This is a genomic window from Pseudomonas sp. GW821-FHT02B10 (assembly GCF_059421865.1).
This window is the reverse complement of record NZ_JBWKVU010000012.1, coordinates 92,672-118,975: the sequence shown is the minus strand read 5'-3', so window position 1 is coordinate 118,975 and position 26,304 is coordinate 92,672. Positions and strand designations below refer to the sequence as shown.

Here is a 26,304-nt window from a genome sequence, read left to right as displayed (position 1 = left end):
GACTGCTACGCAGTCGATCGCAGCCTCGCCAAGGCTCGGCAGCGGCTACATCGCGTCCCTGCCCCGCCGTATAAACAAAAACGCCCCCGGTCACGGGTGTGGCCGGGGGCGCTTTTGTTCCTGCTGGGGCTTACTCCATCGCGGCGACGAAGCTCTGCACGAACTCGGCATTGTCGATGATCCGGTCATGGTCGGTATCGATCACCACCGAACGCGCCACGCAGGACTGGCCGATGACCTGCCGCATGCTCGACTCGATCAGCTCCTTGTGCTGGCCGGCCCGGCTCAGGCCTGCCCACCAGCAACTGATCGGCGCCTTGATCGGCTTGAAGTCGGCCTGTTCCAGACGCTCGGTCAGGGTCCGGTCGACTTCCCAGGAGATCTCGGCCTCGTTGCCTCGCAGCAACTCTTCCTTGATCTCGCGGAAGGCGTCGCCCAGGGTCTGTTCGGCCCAGGCGCAGAAACGGCTCCATTGCTCGGCCTCGTCCGCCGATCCCGCCTGGCAGTCCAGCCAGGACTGGCGGATCGGCTCGGCGAATGCGCCGAACATCACCCCGAGCAAGGCCACCCGCCGTTCGTTGACCGAAACCTCGCGCTCATCGCTGATCACTGCCGCGTCCCAGTACTGCTTGAGCCAGAAAGGCGGCGCAGAGTCGATCCAGCCGACCATCTCGACCTGCCGGCCAGCCTGCTCCAGGGCATAGGCGACTGCCAGCGCCAGGTTGCCGCCCAGGGACCATCCGGCCAGGCGGAAGGCGCCCTGTGGCTGGGCGTCCAGCAGTTGCCTGCTGTAGTCCTCGACCATGGCTTCCCAGCTCGGCACTTCGGCCCCCTGTTCGGCCAGGGCCCGACAGATCACGCCCATCACCGGCCGCTGCTCGCGCAGCGCCAGGGCGACGGCCTTGTAGCAATGCACCGAGCCGTAGCTTGGGTGGAACAGGTACAGCGGGGTGCCCTGGGTCTGGCTGTTGAGCTTGACGATCAACGAGCTGCGCGCATTGCCTTGCAGGCAATTGACCTGGCCGCGCACGGTCGGGTTGAGCATCAGCTGGCTGACCGACAGGCTGATGCCACTGGCCTTGCGGATCCGTTCCTTGAGCATCAACACCAGCAGCGAATGGCCGCCCAGTTCGAAGAAGTTGTCGCTCCGGCCGACACGCTCCACGCCCAGCACCTCGCTCCAGATCGCCGCGAGCTGTTGCTCCAGCTCGCCTTGCGGCGCTTCGTAATCCTGCGCGCCCTGCTGCGCGTCGGGCTTCGGCAGCGCCTTGCGGTCCAGCTTGCCGTTGGGGCTCAGGGGCATCTGCTCCAGCACCACCCATTGCGCCGGCACCATGTAGTCCGGCAACTGGGCCGCCAGGTGCGCGGCCAGGGTGTCGCGCCAGTCGTCAGGCTGTTCCCGCAGCACCAGGTAGCCCACCAGATGCTTGCCTTCCACCGCCAGCACCGCGGCCTCACGCACCAGGGCGTGTTCCAGCAGGCGGGCCTCGATCTCGCCCAGCTCGATGCGCAAGCCGCGCAGCTTGACCTGATGGTCGATACGGCCGGCGTATTCGATCACCCCGTCGGCGCGGTAGCGGGCCAGGTCGCCGGTGCGGTACATACGCTCGCCGCTGACGAACGGATGGGCCACGAAACGCTCGGCGCTCAGGCTCGGCCGCCGGTGGTAACCACGGGCCAGGCCGACCCCGCCCAGGTACAACTCGCCCAGCACGCCCACCGGCACCGGTTCGAGGTTGCTGTCCAGCACATAGCAGCCCAGATTGGCGATCGGTACCCCTATTGGCACCGCGTCCCGGCCCTCGTCGACGCAGGTCCAGTGGGTGACGTCGATCGCCGCCTCGGTCGGACCGTAGAGGTTGTACAGGCCGGCAGCCGGCAACTTGGCGAAGACCTGTTGCTGGGCATCCACCGACAAGGCTTCGCCGCTGCAGATAATCCGTTGCAGGCTGTGGCACGAGGCTACAGCCGGATCTTGAAGAAACGCCTGCAGCATCGAAGGCACGAAGTGCAGGGTCGTGACCTGCTGCCGGTTGATCAGGCGCACCAGCTTTTCCGGATCACGGTGATCCCCCGGCGCCGCCACCACCAGGCGCGAGCCGGTCATCAGCGGCCAGAAGAACTCCCACACCGAGACGTCGAAGCTGAACGGGGTCTTCTGCAAGACCGTGTCGCGCGCATCCAGGCCATAGGCTTCCTGCATCCAGCACAGGCGGTTGGTCAGTGCCGAATGACGGTTGCCCGCGCCCTTGGGTTGCCCGGTGGAACCGGAGGTGTAGATCACGTAGGCGAGGTTTTCGCCGTCCAGCGCCACCTGCGGATTGTCCTCGCGGTAGCCTTCGAGGCGGCTTTGCACCTGCCCCTGATCCAGCACCAGGCACTCCAGGCCGTGCGGGATCGGCAAGCGTTGCAGCAGGTGATCCTGGGTCAGCAGCAGCTTCACCGCGCTGTCTTCGAGCATGTAGGCCAAGCGTTCACGCGGGTATTCCGGGTCCAGCGGCACATAGGCGCCACCGGCCTTGAGCACCGCCAGCAAGCCGACCACCATCTCGATGGAACGCTCCACTGCCAGCCCCACCAGCACATCGGGACCGACACCGCCGGCCATCAGGCGATGGGCCAGACGGTTGGCGCGGCGGTTCAACTGGGCATAACTCAGCTGCTGCTCGCCGAAGATCAGGGCCGGCGCATCCGGGCTGCGCAGCACCTGCTCTTCGATCAGCTGGTGCACGCCGCGCTGTAGCGGGTAATCGCGGGCCGTGGCGTTCCAGTCACGGACTATCCGCTGACGCTGCGCGACCGGCAGCGACGGCAGGTCCGCGAGGCGCTGCGGCTCAGGCGTGGCCAGGGCCAACAGCAGTTGCTGGAAGTGCTCGGCCAGTTGCTCGATATCCTGCGCGCCGAAGGCCTGGCGGTCATAGTTGAATTCCAGCGCCAGGGTTTCGCCGATGGCCAGCAACACGGTCAATGGATAGTGGGTCTGCTCCAGGCTCTCGATGGCGCCAAAACGCAGGCCCGCTGGCGAGCCCTGCTCCAGCGCCTCGGACACCGGGTAGTTCTCGAACACCAGGATGCTGTCGAACAGCGCTTCGCCACCCAGCCCGGCCCAGCGCTGGATCTCGAACAACGGCGTGTGTTCCTGCTCGCGCAGGCGCAGGTTCTGCTCCTGCAGCTGTTGCAGCCATTCGCCCACCCACATCTGCGGGCTTGGCGTGGCCACCACCGGCAGGGTGTTGATGAACAGGCCGACCTGTTGCTCGATCCCCTGCAACTCCGCCGGACGCCCCGCCACCGTCGCGCCGAAGGCCACGGTGCGCTGGCCGGTATGGCGTTGCAGCAGCAACAGCCAGGCACTTTGCACCAGGGTGTTGAGGGTGACCTTGCTGCCCTGGGCGAAGGCCTTGAGGCGCTCGGTCTGGTCCCGGTCGAGGCTCAGGCGGTGGGCGCCGTTGACCAGCGCGACACTCGCGTCCCGGATCTTGTCATCATGAGCCCTGCCATCATGAGCCCCGCGAGCCAGCCGCGTCGGCTCCTCGAGGCCAGCCAGCTGGCCTTTCCAGAAGGTTTCGCTGATCGAACGGTCCTGCGCCTGCAGCCAGGCGATGTAGTCGCGATAACGCCCGACAGGCGCGCGCAAGGTCTCGCCGGCATAGTGTTGCAACACCTCGCCGAACAGCTGCGAACCGCTCCAGCCGTCCATCAGGATGTGATGGTTGGTGTAGATCAAGTGATGGCTGTCGGCGCCAGTGCGCACCACCACCAGGCTCAGCAGGGGTGCCTGCTCCAGGACGAAGCCCTGGGTCCTGGCCGCTTCGGCCAGGTTGTCGAGGGCTTGCGCCTGGTCCGCGCGGTGCTGCCAGTCATGTTCGACCAGGGGCACTTGCCGCTGCTTGTAGACCACTTGCAGCGGCTGCTCCAGCTCCGCCTGCCAGAGGAAACCGCTGCGCAGGATATCGTGGTGCTCCAGCGCCACCTGCCAGGCCGCCTGGAAGCGCCCGACGTCCAGGCCCTGCACATCGACCCGCATCTGGTTGATGTAGTCGCCCGAGCCCTGCCCGTACAGGGACTGGAACAGCATGCCCTGTTGCATCGGCGACAACGGGTAGATGTCCTCCACCTGCGGGATCGGCAATAACAAGCCATCAAGCTGTGCCTGGCCCAGCCTGGCCAGCGGGAAGTCCGACGGCGTAGCGCCACGGTTCTCACTCTGGCAGCAATGCTCGATCAGCGCCTTGAGCTCTTCGGCATAGTCGTCGGCCAGTTGCTGGATAGTCGCCTGGTCGAACATTGCCTGGCTGAAGCTCCAGTTCAGGTTCAGCTCGCCGCCGTAGACCTGACCGTTGATTTCCAGCCAGTTGCCCAGCGCCGCCTCCGGGCTCTGCTCGGCACCGGCGGAGTCGCCGGACGGCGCGAACAGCCCTTCGGCCTCGCCGCCCTCGAAGCTGGCATCGAACTGGCCGAGGTAGTTGAAGGTGATCCGCGGTCGCGGCAGCTGGCCCAGCGCTTCGCGGATCCGCGGGCTGCCCAGGTAACGCAGGGCGCCGAAACCGATGCCCTTGTCGGGAATCGCCCGCAGTTGCTCCTTGATCGCCTTGAGCGAGTCGGCCAGGGTCGGTGCCGGTACCAGCTTCACCGGATAGAGACTGGTGAACCAGCCCACGGTGCGCGTCAGGTCGATGTCGTCGAACAATTCTTCGCGACCGTGGCCTTCCAGGCGGATCAGGGTCGACTCGTGGCCGCTCCAGCGCCCGATGACCCGCGCCAGGGCGGTCAGCAGCAGATCGTTGATCTGGGTGCGATAGGCCGCCGGCGCATCCTGCAACAGCTTGCGGGTGAAGGCCTGGTCCAGGTGGGTGGTCACGCTCAGGACATAGCGGTTGCTCAGGCTGGCGTCCGGGTTGGCGCACGGCAGCTCGGCCCGGGCCCCCTGCAATTGCGCCTGCCACCAGGCCAGCTCGCGTTCCAGGGCCGCGCCCTGGGCATAACCCTGCAAGCGCAGGGCCCAGTCGCGGGTCGAACTGGTCTTGGCCGGCAGCACCACGGCGGCGCCACGGGCCAGCTGGCGATAGGCGCTCTGCAAGTCCTCCAGCAGGATGCGCCACGACACCCCGTCCACCACTAGATGATGGATCACCAGCAGCAAGCGCTGGGAACCGTCGGCCAGCTCGGCGAGCACCGCGCGCAACAGCGGGCCCGCGCCGAGGTCCAGGCTGCGCTGGGCTTCTTCGCCGAGGGCGGCGAGTTCCTCGACGCCTTGCAGCGCGCTCTGCCACAGCACCTGCTCGGCCTGATGCTGCTCGGCCGGACGATAGGCCGCGTGCCAGCCGGAGGCATCGGCCACGAACCGCGAACGCAGCGCGTCGTGCTGCACGATCAGCGCTTGCAGGGCCTGGGTGAGGATTGCCGGGTCCAGGCGCTCATGGGGTTGCAGCACCACCGACTGGTTCCAGTGATGACGCTCGGCGATCTCGTCCTCGAAGAACGCCTGCTGGATCGGCAACAGCAACAACTCGCCGCTCAGCGCGGCCTGATCGATCGACAGCCCCTCGGCCCCCTGGCGCGCGACCGCGGCCAGGCTCTGCACGGTCTGGTGCTGGAACAGGTCCTTGGGCGTGAAGCGGATGCCCGCCTGACGGGCGCGGCTGACCACCTGGATCGAGATGATCGAGTCGCCGCCCAGTTCGAAAAAGTTGTCGTTCAGGCCAACCTGGGGCAGGCGCAGGACTTCGGCCCAGATCGCGGCGATCTGTTGTTCCAGTTCGCTCTGCGGCGCCACGTACTCCTGTTGCAACAGGCTGGCGTCCGGCAGTGGCAGGCCCTTGCGGTCCAGCTTGCCGTTGGGGGTCAGCGGCATCTGTTCGAGGAACATCAGGTGTGTCGGCACCATGTAGTCCGGCAGACGAGCCTTCAACGCCCGGCGCAGGTTCTCGCGGCACGTCGCCTGGGCGGCAGCATCCGTGGCCACTGTCGGGTCCAGGGTGACGATGTAACCCACCAACTGCTTGCTGCTCGGCCCGGCCTGGGCCACCACCACCGCTTCACGCACCGAGTCCTGCTCGCGCAAGCGCGCTTCGATCTCGCCCAGCTCGATGCGGAAACCGCGGACTTTCACCTGATGGTCGACCCGACCCAGGTAATCCACCACGCCGTCCGGCCGGCCACGGGTCAGGTCACCGCTGCGGTACACACGGCTGCCCGGTGCACCGAAGGGGTCCGGGACAAAACGTTCGGCGGTCAGCGCCGGACGCTCCAGGTAACCGCGGGCCACGCCTTCGCCGCCGAGGTACAACTCACCGGCCACGCCGATCGGTTGCAAGTTCAGTTGCGCATCCAGCACATAACCGCTGCGGTTGCCCAACAGCTCGCCAATCGGTGCATAGGCCGCGCCGCATGGATCGCCTTTGCGGGCTTTCCACAGCAGCGGCGTGACCACGGTTTCGGTCGGGCCGTAGCCGTTGAACAGGTAGGTTGGCCGCAGCGCACGCCAGGCCAGGTCGTAGCTGGATTGCGCCACCGCGTCACCACCGAAGCAATAAACACGCACCGCCGGTGGGTTGCCGTCGCGTTCGGCATGCTCGGCCAGCTGTTGCAGGTACACCGGTGGGAATACACCCACAGTCACGCCATGGCGATGCATCTGCGCGTAGGTGTGTTCCGGCAGCCACAGGCTGTCGTCGCGGATCAGCACCCGGGCGCCGTTGATCAGCGGGTGCATCCAGCCTTCGTGGGAGCCGTCGAAGGCGAAGGACATAAAGTGCAATTCGCAATCGGCCGGGGTCATTTCATAGCGTTCGCCGGTGGCGATGATATGGGCCACCAGCGGCCCGTGGGACACCGCCACGCCTTTGGGCATGCCGGTGGAGCCGGAGGTGTAGATCACATAGGCCAGGTTGTCGCCGTCCAGCGCCACGTTCGGCGCGCTGTCGTCCTCCCCCGCCCAATCCTGGGTGCGGTCCACCGCCAGGCTGTCCAGCCCGTCCGGAATCGGCAGCTGTTGCTGCACCGCCGTGTGAGTCAACAGCAGTTGGGCGCGGCTGTCCTGCATCATGTACAGCAGGCGATCACGCGGGTATTCCACGTCCAGCGGCACATACACGCCGCCAGCTTTCAACACCGCGAGGAAGGCCACCATGATCTCGGCGCTGCGCGGCATGGCGATCGCCACCCGCACTTCCGGGCCGACGCCACGGGCGATCAGGGCCCGGGCCAGGCGGTTGGCGCTGCGCTCCAGCTCGCCGTAGGTCAGTTGCTGCTCACCGAAGATCACCGCCACCGCATCCGGGTTGTTGCGGGCCTGATCGGCCACCAGCTCATGCACCAGACGCTTGGCCGAGAAGCCGGAGCCCGTGCGATCCCACAGGGTCAGGATCTGCTGCCGTTCGGCGCTGTCGAGCAGGTTCAACTGGCCGATGCTCTGCCGTGGATCGGCGACCATGGCCTGCAACAGGTTCTGCCAGTGCCGGGCCATGCGCTCCACGGTGGCCGGCTCGAACAGGTCCAGGGCATAACCCAGGGACGCCCAGATGCCCTCCTCGGCTTCCTGGATATCCAGGTCCAGATCGAAGTGCGCGGTGCGGCTGTCCCACTCCAGGCCCTCGACCCGCAGGCCGGGCAACTGTTGCTCGGCACGAGCGCCACGGGCGTCAGTCTGGTGATTGAACATCACCTGGAACAGCGGGTTGTGGCTCAGGCTGCGCTCGGGTTGCAGCGCCTCCACCAGTTGCTCGAATGGCAGGTCCTGGTGGGCCTGGGCCTCCAGCGCGCGCTGCTTGACCTGTTGCAACAGCTGGGCAACCGTCATCTGCCCGTCGATATCGGCCTTGAGCACCTGGGTGTTGACGAAGAAGCCGATCAGGCGCTCGGTCTCGACCCGGTTGCGGTTGGCGATCGGCACGCCGACGCGCACATCTTCCTGGCCGCTGTAGCGATGCAACAGGGTCTGGAAAGAAGCCAGCAACAGCATGAACAGGGTCACGCCCTGCTGCTGGGCCATAGCCTTGAGCTGGGTGGCCAGCAGCGGGTCCAGGGCGATGCCCAGGCGCGCGCCGCGATGGCTTTGCACCGCCGGACGCTGATGGTCGAACGGCAATTCCAGCACCGGCTGTTCGCCGCCCAGTTGGTCCATCCAGTAATCCAGCTGGCGTTCTCTTTCGCCAGCGTCCATCCACCCGCGCTGCCATGCGGCGTAGTCCGCGTACTGGATCGGCAAGACCGGCAACTGCAGGTCCTGGTCCTGGCTGTAGGCCGCATACAGCTGCACCAGCTCATCGACCATGATCTGCATCGACCAGCCATCGGAGACGATGTGGTGCTGCACCAGCACCAGCACATGCTCCTCCTCGCTCAAGCGCAGCAGCTTGACCCGCAACAGCGGGCCCCGCTCCAGGTCGAACGGCCGGGCGATTTCCGCTTCCACCAGGGTTTTAAGCTGGGCTTCATCGGCCTCGGCCAGTGCGATATCAACGGACGCTGCGCCGCGAATTACCTGTACCGTGCGCTGACCGTCCTGTTGCAAATGAGTACGCAGGCTTTCATGACGCGCCACCAGGGTGTCGAAGCTGCGTTGCAGCGCGGCCTGGTCCAGGCGGCCTTTCAGGCGCAGGGCGCTGGGCACATGGTAAGCAGCGCTTTCGGGCTCCAGCTGCCAGAGGAACCACTGGCGCTCCTGGGCATAGGACAGGGCCAGGGGCTGGCCGCGCTCGACCGGCAGCATGGCCGGCGCCTGGGCGCCCTCGGCATCGCCGGCCGGCAAGGCGCGGACGAAACCTTCCAGGCGCGGCTGCTCGAACAGGGTCCTGAGCGGCACTTCCAGCCCCAGGGTATGGCGCAGGCGCGAGACCACCTGCATGGCCAGCAGCGAGTGACCGCCCAATTCGAAAAAGTGGTCGGTGAGGCCGACGCGTTCGGCCCCCAGGATATCCGCCCAGATCGCCGCCACCTGTTGCTCCAGCGCGCTCACCGGCGCGATCCAGGCCTGCTGCGCCTGGCTGGCGTCCGGTTGCGGCAGGGCCTGACGGTCCAGCTTGCCGTTGGGGTTGAGCGGCATGCGCTCCAGGAACAGCAGGTGCGCGGGCACCATGTAGTCCGGCAATTGCTCGCGCAACGCGGCCTTGAGCCGCTCGCCCAGGGCCTGTTGCTGCTCTGGCGATGTCAGCGGCTGCGTCGCCACCACATAGCCGATCAGCTGGCTGTCGGCGGCCAGCAGCACGGCTTCGCGCACCTCGGCCTGGGCCAGCAGCAAGGCTTCGATTTCCCCCAGCTCGATACGGAAACCACGAATCTTCACCTGATGGTCGACCCGGCCGATGTACTCGATCACCCCGTCGGCGCGGTAGCGCGCCAGGTCGCCGGTGCGGTACAGCCGCTCGCCCGAACCGGCAAACGGATCGGGCATGAAGCGCTCCGCCGTCAGCAGCGGGCGCTGCAGGTAGGCCCGCGCCAGGCCGCTGGCACTGCCGATATAGAGTTCGCCCACGGCTCCCACCGGCAACAGGTTGAGGTCGCGGTCCAGCACATACAGGGCCCGCCCCGGCAACGAGCGGCCGATCGGGCTGGCCGTGGCGCTCATGACCGGGTCGGCCGCGCAGCAGTCCAGCACACTGGAGACCACGGTGGCCTCGGTCGGGCCATAGGTGTTGAGCAGCCGCACCTGCTCCAGGCCGGCCCGGCGCCACTGGGCAGGACCGTCGAGGGGCATCGCTTCGCCGCCGATATGCACCTGGCGCAAGGCGCCATAGGCGCGCGGGCCGGCCGCCAGGCAATCGAGCAGGAACAGGTTCCAGTAGGCGGTCGGCAAGTCGGCCAGGGTAATGCCCTGGCGGATGATTTCGCTGTACAGGCGGGCGCTGTCCCACAGCTCGGGACCGCGCAGGACCACGCTGGCGCCCTGGGTCAGGGCCGGGTACAGCTGCTCGACGAAACCGTCGAAGTTCAGGGTGGCAAATTGCAGGACGCGGTCATCCCGGGACAGCCGCGAATAATCCGCGGCGATTCCGGCGAACTCGCTCAGGGCGGCGTGATCGATGGCCACGCCCTTGGGCTTGCCGGTGGAACCCGAGGTGTAGATCACATACGCCAGGTTGTGCGGATCGACCGCCAGCCCTGGATCGCTCTCGGCGCACTGCGCCAATTGCCCGTCCGCCAGGTCGATATCCAGGGCCGCCAGGTCGGCCGGCAATGGCAAGCGCTGGCGCAGGTGAGACTGGGTCAGCACCAGGCGCACGGCGCTGTCTTCGAGCATATGCACCAGGCGCTCGCGGGGGTATTGCGGGTCCAGCGGCACATAGGCCCCCCCGGCCTTGAGCACTGCCAGCAGGCTGACCACCATGGCGAAGGAACGCTCGACCGCGACCCCCACCAGCACTTCCGGACCAACGCCCTGGCCGATCAGGTAATGCGCCAGGCGGTTGGCCTGGCGGTTCAGTTCGGCATAGCTCATGCGCTGCTCGTCCAGCAGCAGGGCCACGGCATCGGGACGCTGCCGGGCCTGCGCCTCGAACAGCCGATGCACAGGCTCTTGCGCCGCGACGGTGGCGCCGGCATTCCATTCCCGGAGCATGCGCTGCTGTTCGTCCGCGCTCAGCAGCGGCAGCTCGCCGATCAGTTTCTGCGAACTATCGAGCATGCCGCGCAGCAGCCCTTGCCAGTGCTGCGCCAGGCGCTCCACGGTGGCCGGTTCGAACAGGTCGGTGGCGTAGGTCAGGGACGCCCAGAGGTCGTCGCCGGACTCCTGGGTGTCCAGGCTCAGGTCGAAATGGGTGGTGTGGCTGTCCCACTCCAGGCCTTCCACGCGCAAACCGGGCAACTGCTGTTCGGCGCGGGCGCCACGGGCGTTGGCCTGGTGGTTGAACATCACCTGGAACAGCGGGTTGTGGCTCAGGCTGCGCTCGGGTTGCAGCGCTTCGACCAATTGCTCGAACGGCAGGTCCTGGTGGGCCTGGGCCTCCAGCGCGCGCTGCTTGGTCTGTTGCAACAGCTGGGCAACGGTCATCTGCCCGTCGAGATCGGCCTTGAGCACCTGGGTGTTGACGAAAAAGCCGATCAGGTGCTCGGTCTCGACCCGGTTGCGGTTGGCGATCGGCACGCCGATGCGGATATCCGACTGGCCGCTGTAGCGGTACAGCAGGGTCTGGAACGAGGCCAGCAGGAGCATGAACATTGTCACGCCTTCGCGCTGCGCCAGGCCTTTGAGACCCGCCGCCAGCGACGCCTCCAGCTTCAGGTCGAGACGCGCGCCGCGCTGGCTCTGCACCGCCGGGCGCGGATAGTCCAGAGGCAGCTCCAGCACCGGCTGCTCGCCCCCCAGCAGGGCGCACCAGTAATCCAGCTGGCGCTCCTTCTCCCCCGCTTCCATCCAGCTGCGTTGCCACAGCGCGTAGTCGGCGTACTGGATCGGCAGCGCCGGCAATTGCAGATCCTGGCCTTGGCTCTGCCCCTGACTGTAGCCGGCGTACAACTGCACCAGCTCGGCCACCATCACCTGCATCGACCAGCCATCGGAAACGATATGGTGCTGCACCAGCACCAGCACATGTTCGTCCTCGGCCAGGCGCAGCAGCCTGACCCGCAGCAGCGGGCCCTGCTGCAAGTCGAAGGGCCGGGCGATTTCCGCTTCCACCAGGGTCTTGAGCCGCGCGTCGTCGGCGCCCTCGGCCTCGACCCGCACGATCTCGACGCTGGCCTGGGCATCGACCACCTGCAGCGTGCGCTCGGCATCCATCTGCAAACGGGTGCGCAGGCTTTCATGGCGCGCCACCAGAGCATCGAAGCTGCGCTGCAACGCGGCCTGGTCCAGCCGGCCTTTCAGGCGCAGGGCGCTGGGTATGTGATAGGTGACGCTGTCCGGTTCCAACTGCCAGAGGAACCACTGGCGTTCCTGGGCATAGGACAGCGGCAGGCTGTCGACCTCCATACGGGTCGGGGCAATCGGCAGCTGGGCGAAGCTCATGCCACGGCTTTGCAGCCGTTTGTAAAACAGCTTGCGTTGTTCCAGAGGCAGGCGAACGAAGCGAGACACCAGATCGATATTTTCATTGGAAAGCATTGTTCAAATCGCCTCAAGTTCGCTCAAGAAATCTCTAAGATCATCAAAATCGGCAGTACTGCCCGACCGGCAATCGCCGGCGGCCTTGGCATAGGCCTGCAACGATTCGGTCTGGAACAGCGCGGCCAACGGCACTTCAAGCCCCAGCTCGGCATGCACCCGCGAGGTGATCTGGGTCGCCAGCAGGGAATGACCGCCCAGCTCGAAGAAGTGGTCGTTCAAACCGACCCGCGGCAAACCCAGGACCTCGGCCCAGATGGCCGCGATCTGTTGTTCCAGTTCGTTTTCGGGCGCCACGTATTCCTGTTGCAACAGGCTGGCGTCCGGCAGTGGCAGGCCCTTGCGGTCCAGCTTGCCGTTGGGGGTCAGCGGCATCTGTTCGAGGAACATCAGGTGCGTCGGCACCATGTAGTCCGGCAGACGAGCCTTCAACGCCCGGCGCAGGTTCTCGCGGCACGTCGCCTGGGCGGCAGCATCCGTGGCCACTGTCGGGTCCAGGGTGACGATGTAACCCACCAACTGCTTGCCGCTCGGCCCGGCCTGGGCCACCACCACCGCTTCACGCACCGAGTCCTGCTCGCGCAGACGCGCTTCGATCTCGCCCAGCTCGATACGGAAACCGCGGATTTTCACCTGATGGTCGACTCGACCCAGGTAATCCACCACGCCGTCCGGACGACCGCGGGTCAGGTCGCCGCTGCGGTACACGCGGCTGCCCGGTGCACCGAGCGGGTCCGGGACAAAGCGTTCGGCGGTCAGTGCCGGACGCTCCAGGTAACCGCGGGCCACGCCTTCGCCGCCGAGGTACAACTCACCGGCCACGCCGATCGGTTGCAAGTTCAGTTGCGCATCCAGCACATAACCGCTGCGGTTGCCCAACAGCTCGCCAATCGGCGCATAGGCCGCGCCGCATGGATCGCCTTTGCGGGCTTTCCACAGCAGCGGCGTGACCACGGTTTCGGTCGGGCCGTAGCCGTTGAACAGGTAGGTTGGCCGCAGCGCACGCCAGGCCAGGTCGTAGCTGGATTGCGCCACCGCGTCACCACCGAAGCAATAAACACGCACTGCCGGTGGGTTGCCATCGCGCTCGGCATGCTCGGCCAGCTGTTGCAGGTACACCGGTGGGAACACGCCGACAGTCACGCCGTGACAATGCATCTGCGCGTAGGTGTGTTCCGGCAGCCACAGGCTGTCGTCGCGGATCAGCACCCGGGCGCCGTTGATCAGCGGGTGCATCCAGCCTTCGTGGGAGCCGTCGAAGGCGAAGGACATAAAGTGCAATTCGCAATCGGCCGGGGTCATTTCATAGCGTTCGCCGGTGGCGATGATGTGCGCCACCAGCGGCCCGTGGGACACCGCCACGCCTTTGGGCATGCCGGTGGAGCCGGAGGTGTAGATCACGTAGGCCAGGTTGTCGCCGTCCAGCGCCACGTTCGGCGCGCTGTCGTCCTCCCCCGCCCAATCCTGGGTGCGGTCCACCGCCAGGCTGTCCAGCCCGTCCGGAATCGGCAACTGTTGCTGCACCGCGGTGTGGGTCAGCAGCAACTTGGCGCGGCTGTCCTGCATCATGTACAGCAGGCGATCGCGCGGGTATTCCACGTCCAGCGGCACATACACGCCGCCAGCTTTGAGTACCGCAAGGAAGGCCACCATGATTTCCGCGCTGCGCGGCATGGCGATCGCCACCCGCACTTCCGGGCCGACGCCACGGGCGATCAGGGCCCGGGCCAGGCGGTTGGCGCTGCGCTCCAGCTCGCCGTAGGTCAGTTGCTGCTCGCCAAAGATCACCGCCACCGCATCCGGGTTGTTGCGGGCCTGATCGGCCACCAGCTCATGCACCAGACGCTTGGCCGAGAAGCCGGAGCCCGTGCGATCCCACAGAGTCAGGATCTGCTGCTGTTCGCTATCGTCGAGCAGCACCACCTGGGCAAGGCTCTGCTGCCGGTCGGCGACCATGCCTTGCAACAGGTTCTGCCAGTGCCGGGCCATGCGCTCGATGGTCGCGGCCTCGAACAGGTCGGTGGCATAATTCAGGGACGCCCGCAGCTCGGCCGGCGCCTCCTCGATATCCAGGGCCAGGTCGAACTGGGCCACGCCTTCGTCCCAGGTCACCACGTCGATATCCAGTTGCGCCATGGACTGCAATTGACTGTCGGCCGAGGTCACGCGGTGGTTGAACATCACCTGGAACAGCGGGCTGAGGCTCAGGCTGCGCTCGGGTTGCAGCGCCTCCACCAGTTGCTCGAACGGCAGGTCCTGGTGGGCCTGGGCTTGCAGCGCGCGCTGCTTGACCTGTTGCAACAGCTGGGCAACCGTCATCTGCCCGTCGATATCGGCCTTGAGCACCTGAGTGTTGACGAAGAAGCCGATCAGTTGCTCGGTCTCGACCCGGTTGCGGTTGGCGATCGGCACGCCGACGCGAATGTCTTCCTGGCCGCTGTAGCGATGCAGCAGGGCCTGGAACGAAGCCAGCAACAGCATGAACAGGGTCACGCCCTCGCCCTGGGCCAGGGTCTGGAGGTCCGCCAGCAGCTGCGCATCCAGCCGCAGGTCCAGGCGCGCGCCACGGTGGCTTTGCACCGCCGGACGCGGGTGATCGAACGGCAATTCCAGCACCGGCTGTTCGCCGCCCAGCTGTTGCATCCAGTAGTCCAGCTGGCGCTGTTTCTCGCCGGCTTCCATCCACTGGCGTTGCCATACGGCGTAGTCCGCGTACTGGATCGGCAGCGCCGGCAAGTGCAGGTCCTGGCCCTGGCTGTAGGCCGCATACAGCTGCACCAGCTCATCGACCATGACCTGCATCGACCAACCGTCGGAGACGATGTGGTGCTGCACCAGCACCAGCACATGCTCGTCCTCGGCCAGGCGCAGCAGCTTGACCCGTAACAGCGGCCCCTGCTGCAAATCGAACGGCCGGGCAATCTCTTCCATCACCCGGGCCTTGAGGCTGGCCTCGTCGGTTGTCGCCAGAGCGATGTTGAGGGTTGCCTCGGCGCGAATCACTTGCACCGTGCGCTGGCCATCCTGCTGCAGATGGGTGCGCAGGCTTTCATGACGCGCCACCAGGGTGTCGAAGCTGCGCTGCAACGCGGCCGGGTCCAGCCGGCCCTTCAGGCGTAGGGCGCTGGGGATATGGTAGGCGGCGCTCTGCGGCTCCAGCTGCCAGAGGAACCACTGGCGCTCCTGGGCATAGGACAGCGGCAACGGCAGGTCGCGGCTGATCCTGTGGATCGCCGGGACCTCGCTGGCCACGTTACCCAGCGCGTTGACGAAATCCCCCAGCAGGGGTTGCTCGAACAGGGTCTTCAGCGCGACCTCGATGCCCAGCACCTGGCGTACCCGCGAGACCACCCGCGTGGCCAGCAGGGAGTGGCCGCCCAGCTCGAAGAAGTGGTCTTCCAGGCCGATGCGTTCGGCCCCCAGGATATCCGCCCAGATCGCCGCGACCTGTTGTTCTTTCTCGCTGACCGCCGGCACATGGCGTTTCTGCAACAGGCTGGCGTCCGGTTTCGGCAGGGCCTTGCGGTCCAGCTTGCCGTTGGGGGTCAGCGGCATGCGTTCGAGGAACAGCAGGTAGGCCGGCACCATGTAGTCCGGCAGCGATTCGCGCAGGGCCGCCTTGAAGCGCTCGCGCAGCACTGCCTGATCCGCCTCGGTGGTCGCGTCCCGAGTCACGTCCTGGATGACCAGATAGGCGACCAGTCGATCGTTCTCGGCCAGCACCACCGCTTCGCGGACCTCGGCCTGGTCCCGCAGGCAGCTTTCGATTTCACCCAGCTCGATACGGAAACCGCGCACCTTCACCTGGTGGTCGACCCGGCCGATGTACTCGACCACGCCGTCGGCGCGATAACGCGCCAGGTCGCCGGTGCGGTACACACGCTCACCCGCCGCGCCGAACGGATCGGGCACGAAGCGTTCGGCGGTCAGCGCCGCCCGGCCGTGGTAACCACGGGCCAGGCCGACACCGCCGATCAGCAGCTCGCCGGCGGCACCTACCGGGCACGGCGCCAGGTCGGCATTGAGGATGAATAGCGAGGTATTGGCAATCGGTCGACCGACAAAGGGCTGGGCGTCGCACAGACGATAGGCCGCCGACCAGATGGTGGTTTCGGTCGGGCCGTAGAGGTTCCACACCGTGCCTTGCAGGTCGAGCATGCGCTGGGCCAGGTCGTTCGGCAGCGCCTCGCCGCCGCACAGGCACTTGACGCCGCGCAACAGGGAATGCCGCTCGCTGTCGAGCAGCATGCGCCAGGTCGATGGCGTGGCCTGCACCACGCTGGCCGCCCGGGCCTGCAGCAGGTCGAGGATCGCTTGCGGGTCCAGCGCCAGCGCCTGGTCGCCCAGCACCACGGTCGCGCCCACGCTCAGCGGTACATAGAGTTCCAGGGCGAAGATGTCGAAGGAGAAGGTGGTCAGCGACAGCATCCGCTCGTCACGGCCGATCTCCAGGGTAGCGGCCATGCCGCTGGTGAAGCTGCTCAGCGCCCGATGACGGATCATCACGCCCTTGGGCTTGCCGGTGGAGCCCGAGGTGTAGATCACATACGCCAGATGCTCAGGCGACTGCACTGCATTCGGGTTCTCGGTGCTGAACCCGGCGTCGGCGCCCTGTCCGTCCACCAGCAGCACCCGCGGGCCGCTTGGCAGTTGCAGGCGCTCGCGCAGACGCTCCTGGGTCAGCAGCACCTGGGCGCGGCTGTCTTCGAGCATGAAGGCCAGGCGCTCGGCCGGGTATTGCGGGTCGAGCGGCACATAGGCGCCGCCGGCCTTGAGGGTGGCCAGCAAGCCGACGACCATTTCCACCGAGCGTTCCAGCGCCACCGCCACCAGCACATCCGGGCCGACCCCGGCGTCCATCAGGCGATGGGCCAGGCGGTTGGCGCGGCGGTTCAGTTCGGCATAGGTCAGCGCCTCGCCGTTGCAGTGCAGGGCAATGGCCTGCGGTTGCGCCAACGCCTGGGCCTCGAACAACTGATGCACGCCCTGGTCCTGTGGATAAGCGGTCGCCGTGGCGTTCCAGTGATGCACGATCTGCTGCCACTGCGGTTCGCTGAGCAGCGGCAAATCATCCAGGCGCGCCGAGGCCTGGGTGGTCACGGCCTGCAGCAGGTTCTGCCAGTGCCGCATCAGGCGTTCCACGGTGGCCGCTTCGAACAGGTCGCTGGCATAGGTCAAGGAGGCCCAGAGACCTTCGGCGGTCTCCTCGGTGTCCAGGTTGAGGTCGAACTGCGCGGTGTGGCTGTTCCACTGCAAGCCTTCCATCAGCAGGCCGGGCAGTTGCCGGGTGTTACGCGCGTCGCTCTGATGGTTGAACATCACCTGGAACAGCGGGTTGTGGCTCAGGCTACGCTCGGGTTGCAGTGCCTCCACCAGTTGCTCGAACGGCAGGTCCTGATGGCTCTGCGCTTGCAACGCACGCTGCTTGACCTGCTGCAACAGCCCGGCAAAGGTCATCTGAGCGTCGATATCGGCCTTGAGCACCTGGGTGTTGACGAAGAAGCCGAGCAGATGTTCGGTTTCCACCCGGTTGCGGTTGGCGATCGGCACGCCGATACGAATATCCGCCTGGCCGCTGTAGCGGTACAGCAGGGTCTGGAACGCGGCCAGCAACAGCATGAACATCGTCACGCCTTCGCGCTGGGCCAGGGCCTTGAGCTGCTGCACCAATTCCTGCTCCAGCGCCAGATCCAGGCGCGCGCCACGATGGCTCTGCAGCGCCGGGCGTGGACGATCCAGGGGCAACTCCAGCACCGGCTGTTCGCCACCCAGCAAGGTTTGCCAGTAATCCAGCTGGCGCGCCTTCTCCCCTGCTTCCATCCAGTTGCGCTGCCACTGGGCGTAGTCGGCGTACTGGATCGGCAGCGCCGGCAGTTGCAGGTCCTGGCCCTCACGGTAAGCGGCGTACAGCTGCACCAGCTCATCGACCATGATCTGCATCGACCAGCCGTCGGAGACGATATGGTGCTGGACCAGCACCAGCACATGCTCCTGCGCGCTCAAGCGCAGCAGGCTGACCCGCAACAGCGGGCCCTGTTCCAGGTCGAACGGCCGGGCGATTTCCTCGTCCACCAGGCTTTCCAGCCGGGCTTCGTCGGCATCGATCCGGCGGATCGCGATGGCCCCTTCGGCGTCGATCACCTGCACGGTGCGTTCGCCGTCCTGCAACAGACGGGTGCGCAGGCTTTCGTGGCGCGCCACCAGGACATCGAAACTGCGCTGCAAGGCGTCCAGGTCCAGCTTGCCCTTCAGGCGCAGGGCGCTGGGCACATGGTAGGCGGCGCTGTCGGGCTCCAGCTGCCAGAGGAACCACTGGCGTTCCTGGGCATAGGACAACGCCAGCGGCTGGCCACGCTCCAGGACCTGCATCGGCGGCGTGCCGGCCCCTTGCACCTCGGCGCAGGCGGCGGCGAAAGCGCCCAGGGTCGGCTGCTCGAACAAGGTCCGTAGCGGCACTTCCAGGTGCAGCTCATGACGGACCCGGGAGATGACCTGGGTGGCCATCAGCGAGTGCCCGCCGCGCGCGAAGAAGTGCTCGCCCAGGCCGACAGGCGCGCTTTGCAAGACGTCTTCCCAGATCGCCGCGAGCTGGCGCTGCAAGCGGGTTTGCGGCGCTTGATAAGCCTCTCCGCCCTGAGTCAGGTCGGGTTTGGGCAGAGCCTTGCGGTCCAGCTTGCCGTTGTTGTTCAGCGGCAGGCGGTCGAGCAACAGCAGGTGGCTCGGCAGCATGTAGTCCGGCAACGAACGGGCCAGCGCCTGCAACAGTTGCGCGCGATAAGCGTCCTGCGATGGCGGGGTCGCCAGGGCCGGATCGCTGGCCACCACATACGCCACCAGTTGCGCGCCCGCCGGGCTGTCCTGGGCGATCACCGCCGCCTCGCGCACCTGTTCCAGGGCTTGCAGACAGGCTTCGATCTCGCCCGTTTCGATGCGGAAACCGCGAATCTTCACCTGATGGTCGATACGGCCGACGTACTCCAGGTCCGCGCCGTTGTATCGGGCCAGGTCGCCGCTGCGATAGAGCCGCGCCCCCGGTTCGGCGGCGAAGGGGTCGGGCAGGAAACGCTCGGCGGTCAAGCCGGGGCGATCGAAATAACGCTGCGCCAGGCCGGACGACGCGCCAATGCACAGCTCACCGACACCACCGGCCGGCAACAGCTGGCCGGCGCTGTCGAGGACATAGAGCGTGCGTCCGCCAATGGCCCGGCCGATCGGCACGCCAAAGGCATCGCTGGCGTCTTCCAGGCGACACTCATGCACGCTGGAGACCACCGTGGCCTCGGTCGGGCCGTAGGTATTGAGCAGGCGCACATGCCCCAGGCCAGCCTCGTGCCACAGGCGCAGGCCTTCGACGGACATGGCTTCGCCGCCCACATGCACCTGGCGCAGGCGGCCCAGGGAACGCTTGGCGTCGATCGCGCACTCGCGGGCCAGCAGGTACCAGTAAGCCGCCGGCAAGTCGGCCAGGGTCACGCCATGGCGGACCATCTCGTCCGCCAGTTGCCCGACATCCCAAGGCTCGTCGCCACGCATGACCAGGGCCGCGCCGACGCAGAGCGGCGGATAGCACTGCTCGACAAAACCGTCGAAGCTCACGGTGGCGAACTGCAGCACCCGGTCCTCGGCCGTCAGCCGCGAATACTCGGCGGCGGTCTGGCAGAACTCGCGCAGCGCGCCGTGATCGATGGCCACGCCCTTGGGCAGGCCGGTGGAACCGGAGGTGTAGATCACATACGCCAGGTCGCTGGCGGCGGCGCGGTTCTGCGGATCGCTGTCGGCATACGCCGCCAGCTCAGTGTGCAGATCGTCCAGGCGCAACGCTGCCAAGCCCAGTCGCGGCAACGATGCCGGCAGTACCAGATCTTCCAGCAGCCCGGCTGCGCACAGCAGCAGGTCCAGGCGGCTGTCCTCGATCATGTAGGCCAGGCGTTCGGCCGGGTATTTCGGGTCGAGCGGCACATAGGCCGCGCCGCTCTTGAGCACCGCCAGCAGGCTGACGATCAACTGCGGGCCTCGGCCCATGGCCAGGCCGACCCGCTGGCCGGGCGCCACGCCCTGCTCCAGCAGGCGGTGCGCCAGGCGGTTGGCCAGGGCATTCAACTGGCCATAACTCAAGCGTTGGTCGCCGGCTTGCAGCGCCAGCGCGTCCGGGGTGGCGGCGGCCTGCGCGGCAAAACGCTGGTGCACCAGCTGTTCGCTGTGCAGGTGCAGCGCCTGGGGCTGGCTCACGGCGAGGACCGCGGCCTGCCCGGCGCCATCCAGCAGGCGCAGTTCGCCCAGCGGCGCCTGCGGCAAGGCGACCATCTGCGCCAGCAGGTGCTGGAGGTCGGCGCTCAATTGCGCGACCTGGGCGGCGCTGAAGCGCGCCAGGTCATAGCTGAACTCCAGGCTCAGCCCGGCGCCGAGCTCGATGCCCAGGGTCAGCGGATAGTGGGTGCGCTCGTGGTTGTGCAGCTCACCGAACGCCAGTCCGGCCGGCGCGCCGCCCTTGAGGGCCTCGGCCACCGGGAAGTTCTCGAACACCAGCAGGCTGTCGAACAGTGCCGTGCCCTGCTGCCCCGCCCAGCCCTGGATGTCGTAGAGCGGTATATGTTCGTACTCGCGCATGCTCAGGTTGAGGTTCTGCAGCGCGGCCAGCCACTGGTTCAGCGGCTGGTCCGGCGGCGCCGCGCAGACCAGCGGCAGGGTATTGATGAACAGCCCCAGTTGCTGCTCGATACCCGGCAAGGCCGCCGAACGCCCGGCCACCGTGGCGCCGAAGACCACGCAATCCTGCCCGGTATAGCGTTGCAGCAGCAGGCCCCAGGCCGCTTGCAGCAGGGTGTTGAGGGTGACCTTGTGCCGCCGGGCGAAGTCCTCCAGCCGCTGGGTCGCGGCTGCGTCCAGAGCCACTCGGTACTCGGCGCTGCCGCTGCCGTCGACCGGCGGGCGCAAGGCCTCGGCCAGCAATGTCGGGGCTTGCAGCGGGGCCAGCGCGGCCTTCCAGAACTGTTCGCCAGCAGCGCTCGACTGCTGCTGCAACCAGCCCAGGTAGTCGCTGTATTGACTCAAGGGCTGGCCCGGGGCCTGTCCGGCATAGTCCTGGATCACTTCGGCGAGCAGCTGCGCGTTGCTCCAGCCGTCCATCAGGATGTGGTGGCTGGTGTAGATCAGGTGCCAGGCATCGTCGCCGCGGCGGACCAGTTGCAGACGCAGCAGCGGCGCGCCGCTCAGTTCGAAACCACGCTTGCGCTCGGCGCTCGCCAGGATTTCGAGGTCCGCGGCGGCGTCCTCGATGACCTGCCATGGCAGCTCGACCTGACGGTGCACCACCTGGTGCGCGACCGAAAGCCCCAGCCAGTGGAAGCTGCTGCGCAGGATCGCGTGGCGGTTCAGCGCGGCTTGCCAGGCGCGAGCGAAGGCCTGGATATCCAGGCCGCGGATATCCAGGCGCATCTGATTGATATAGGCCTCGGCCTGGGGCTCGTACAGGGTGTGGAACAGCATGCCCTGCTGCATCGGCGACAGCGGATAGATATCTTCGATGGCGCTGCTGTCCGGAGCCAGCGCATCCAGCTGAGCCTGGCCGATGGTCGCCAGCGGGAAGTCCGACGGCGTGGCCTGGCCGGCCGGGACCGTGCAGCAATGGGCGATCAGCGCCTTGAGCTCCAGGACATAGGCGTCGGCCAGGCGCTGCACGGTGGCGTCCTCGAACATCTCGTGGCTGAAACCCCATTGCAGCGCCAGCTCGCCACCGTAGACCTGCCCTTCCAGGGTCAGCCAGTTGGCCAGCGGCGCATCCGGGTCCTGGGCGCGGCCGCTGCTTTCCACGGCAGGGACCAGCAGCGCCGTGTCGTCGAACTGACGGTCGAACTGCCCCAGGTAGTTGAAGGTGATGCGCGGCGCCGGCAACGCCTGCAGCAGCTCGCGGCTGCCCGGCTCGCCCAGGTAACGCAGCAGGCCATAGCCCAGGCCTTTGCCCGGCACGGCGCGCAGTTGTTCCTTGATCGCCTTGATCGCGCTCGCCAGTTCGTCCTGGGGTTGCAGGCGGACCGGGAACAGGCTGGTGAACCAGCCGACGGTGCGGCTCAGGTCGAGATCAGCGGACAGCTCTTCGCGAGCAAGGTTTTCACGGCCATGGCCTTCGAGCTGGATCAGTGCCGCGTCCTGCCCGCTCCAGCGGCAGAGCACCCGGGCCAGCGCGGTCAGCAGCAGGTCGTTGACCTGGGTGCGATAGGCCGCCGGCGCGCTTTGCAGCAGTTGCCGGGTCAGCTCGCTGTCCAGCCGCGATTCGATCTTGCGCTCCAGGCGATTGTGCAGGCCGCCTTGCGGGTTATCGCACGGCAGGTCGAGCCCGGCCTGTTGCTGCGCCTGCCAGTAAGGCAGTTGCGCCTCCATTTGCCGGACATGGCTTTGCAGTTGTTCGGCCCAGGCCTGGTAGGCGCTGGTCTTGGCCGGCAAGGCCACTGCGTTACCCGCCGCCAGCTGGCCGTAGGCGCGCTGCAGGTCCTCGAGCACGATGCGCCAGGACACGCCGTCCACCACCAGGTGGTGGATGACCAGCAACAGGCGCTGGCTGCCATCGGCCAGATCCACCAGCGCGGCCCGCAACAGCGGCCCCTGCTGCAGGTTCAGGCTGCGCTGGGCCTCGTCGCAGAGCACAGCCAGGGCTTCGGTGTTTTCAGCCTGGCACTGCCACAGGCCACTCTCGGCGAGCGGTGCGGCGTGGCTTTGCTGCCAGCCGTCGGCGCCCTGGACAAAACGCAGGCGCAGGGCGTCGTGATGATTGAGCACTGCCGTCAGCGCGCCTTCCAGCCACTGCGCTTGCAGCTTCTGGCGCGGGGTCAGGAGCAGCGACTGGTTCCAGTGGCCACGTTCGGCAATCGCCTGCTCGAAGAAATACGCCTGGGCCGGGGTCAGGATCGCCTCGCCGCTGACCGGGCCCTGGTCGATCACGCTCGGGCTCTCGAACACCGCCGCCAGCGCCAGGCTGCGCACCGTCTGGTACTGGAACAGGTCCCGCGGGCTGAGGCGGATGCCGGCCTGGCGGGCGCGGCTGACCACCTGGATCGAGATGATCGAATCGCCGCCCAGTTCGAAGAAATTGTCTTCCAGGCCGACCTGTTCCAGGCCCAGGACGTCGCACCAGATCGCCGCCAGGGCTTTCTGCGTGGTGTCCTCGGGAGCGATGAAGGCCTGCTGCGCTGTGGCTTCGGGCAGCGGCAACGCCTTGCGATCGAGCTTGCCGTTGGCGGTGACCGGCAGTTTCGCCAAGGGCATCAGGTAAGCCGGCACCATGTATTCCGGCAGGCTGCCCAGCAGCCAGGCCTTGAGCTCCTGCTGCCAGGTGGCGGCCGGCTCGGCGTCTTCCAGTACCAGATAACCCACCAGCTGCTTGCCGCCCTGCACCAGCACCACGGCTTCGCGCACCAGCGGGTGCTGCATCAGGCGGGTCTCGATTTCGCCCAGTTCGATGCGCAGCCCGCGCAACTTGACCTGGTGATCGAGGCGGCCGAGGTATTCGATCACCCCGTCGGCGCGCTGGCGCACCCGGTCGCCGGTGCGATACAGGCGCGTGCCGGCCTCGAACGGGCTGGTGACGAAACGCTCGGCCGTCAGCCCCGGACGGCGATGGTAACTGCGGGCCAGGCCGGCGCCACCGAGGTACAGCTCGCCGGCGACACCGGCCGGCACCGGCGACAGCTCGGCGTCCAGCACATAGGTGCGCAGGTTGGCGATCGGACGGCCGATCGGCACGCTAGAAGCGCCCTCGTCGACACAGGTCCAGTGGGTCACGTCGATGGCCGCTTCCGTCGGCCCATAGAGGTTGTACAGCGCGGCGTCCGGCAGCTTGGCGAACACCTGCTGCTGGGCATCCAGGGGCAAGGCTTCGCCGCTGCAGACAATGCGCTTGAGGCTGGCGCAGGCCTGTACGCCCGGCTCGTGGATGAACGCCTGGAGCATCGACGGCACAAAATGCAGGGTGCTGATGCCGTGCTTGACGATAGTCTCGATCAACAGCGCCGGCTCGCGATGGGCGCCCGGCGCGGCCACCACCAGGCGCGCACCGGTCAGCAGCGGCCAGAAGAATTCCCAGACCGACACGTCGAAGCTGAACGGGGTCTTTTGCAGCACCGCGTCGCTGCCATCCAGCCCATAGGCGTCCTGCATCCAGCACAGGCGGTTGACCAGCGCGGCGTGGCTGTTGCCGGCGCCCTTGGGCTTGCCGGTGGAACCCGAGGTGTAGATCACGTAGGCCAGGTTCAGCGGCCCGGCGGCCGGGATCAACGGGGCTTCGCTGTAGCCGTCCAGCCAGTCCCGCTCCTGGTCCTGGCCCTGATCGAGGATCATGACCTTGACCGCCTCGGTCGGCAGCACCGGCAGCAACGCGCTTTGCGTGAGCAACAGGGCGATGCCGCTGTCTTCGATCATGTAGGCCAGGCGGTCCAGCGGGTATTCCGGGTCCAGCGGCACATAGGCGCCGCCGGCCTTGAGGATCGCCAGCAGGCCGACCACCATTTCGATCGAGCGCTCGACACAGATACCCACCAGCACGTCCGGGCCCACACCCTGCTCGCGCAGCAGGTGCGCCAGCTGGTTGGCGCGGGCGTCGAGCTGGGCGTAGCTCAGTTCGCGCTCGGCGAACACCAGGGCCGGCGCGTGCGGCGTGCGCTGCACCTGCTCTTCGATCAACTGGTGCAGGCAGCGCTCGACCGGATAGCGGGCCTCGGTCTGGTTCCACTCCAGCAGCAGTTGCTGCCGTTCGGCGGCGGCCAGCATCGGCAGCTCGCCGACCCGCTGCGCAGTATCGGCGACCATCGCCTGCAACAGGCGGGTCCAGTGCTGCGCCATGCGCTCGATGGTGGCGGCGTCGAACAGGTCGTTGGCGTAGGTCAGCGCGGCCTGCAGCTTGCCGGACTTTTCGAAGGTGTCCAGGGTGAGGTCGAACTGGGTGGTGCGGCTTTGCCACTCCACCAGGCTCAGCTCCAGGCCCGAGGCGGTGCTGACCGCGCTGATGTCGGCGACCTGCGGCTGGTGGTTGTACATCACCTGGAACAGCGGGGTATGGCTCAGGCTGCGCTCCAGCTTGAGCGCTTCCACCAGTTGCTCGAACGGCAGGTCCTGATGGGCCTGGGCGCCGAGGGCCGCTTCCTTGACCTGTTGCAGCAACTGGCTGACCGGCGCCTGCCCGTCCAGCCGGGTACGCAGCACCTGGGTGTTGACGAAGAAACCGATCAGCCCTTCGACTTCCGCGCGGTTGCGGTTGGCGATCGGCACGCCGACGCGGATGTCGTCCTGCCCGGTGTAGCGATGCAGCAGTACGTTGAAGGCCCCGAGCAGCAGCATGAACAGGGTCACGTTGTGCTGCCTGGCGGTGGCGCGCAGTTGCTCGGCCAGGGCCGGCTCGATGACGAAGTCATAGCGGGTGCCGCGATAGCTGGGCATCGCCGGGCGCGGATGGTCGGTGGGCAACTCCAGCACCGGGTGCTCGTCACCCAATTGTGCCTGCCAGTACTCCAGTTGCCGCGCCTGCTCCCCGGCTTCCAGCCAACGGCGCTGCCACAGGGCGTAGTCGCTGTACTGGATCGGCAAGGCCGGCAGTTGCGGCGCTTGCTGCCGCTCATGGGCGTCATAGAAACGGATGAATTCGTCGATCAGCACATTCATCGACCAGCCGTCGGAAACGATGTGGTGCAAGGTCAACAGCAGCACATGTTCCTCGTCCGCCAGCTTCAGCAGCTTGACCCGCAGCAGCGGCCCGCTGCCCAGATCGAACGGTTGCAGCGATTGGCGCTGCGCCTGCTCCGCGACCGCCTGCTCACGCGCGTCGGGCGCCAGGGCGCTGAGGTCCACCGACTCCACGGGCACCAGGGTCTCGACCGCCACTTGCTCCAGGCGCTCGTCGGCATGGCGCTTGAACGCCGTGCGCAGGGTTTCGTGGCGCGCCACCAGGCTGGCGAACGCCTGCTCCAGGGCCGGCAGGTTCAGGACGCCACGCAGGCGCACCGCGCCCGGCAGGTTATAGGCGCCGCTGTGGGGGTCCATCTGCCAGAGGAACCACATGCGGCGCTGGGCATAGGACAGCGCCTGGCGATCCTCGGCGGCGATCCCGGCGGGAATCGGAAACAACGAAAAGTCGATGTTTTCCGCCCGCAGACCATCGAGGAACACCCGCCGCTTTTCCAGCGGCAGCTCGATAAATCGACTGGCGAGTTTCAGGGACTTTTCAGCATTCATCTGGCTTCATCCGTACATGTTGGGTATCGAGCATTGGCTCGGCT

The 26,304-nt window shown here is 67.0% G+C and carries 2 protein-coding genes; both read right to left on the bottom strand.

Annotated features, from left to right (window positions below; genetic code table 11):
* Positions 1-130: 130 nt before the first annotated feature.
* Complete coding sequence (locus AC07VU_RS23420; RefSeq protein ID WP_495030568.1) at positions 131-12,043, bottom strand: non-ribosomal peptide synthase/polyketide synthase; 11,913 nt, start codon at positions 12,041-12,043, stop codon at positions 131-133.
* A 3-nt stretch (positions 12,044-12,046) separates the two neighbouring features.
* Positions 12,047-26,260, bottom strand: a complete 14,214-nt coding sequence (locus AC07VU_RS23415; RefSeq protein WP_495030567.1) for a non-ribosomal peptide synthase/polyketide synthase — start codon at positions 26,258-26,260, stop codon at positions 12,047-12,049.
* Positions 26,261-26,304 lie beyond the last annotated feature (44 nt).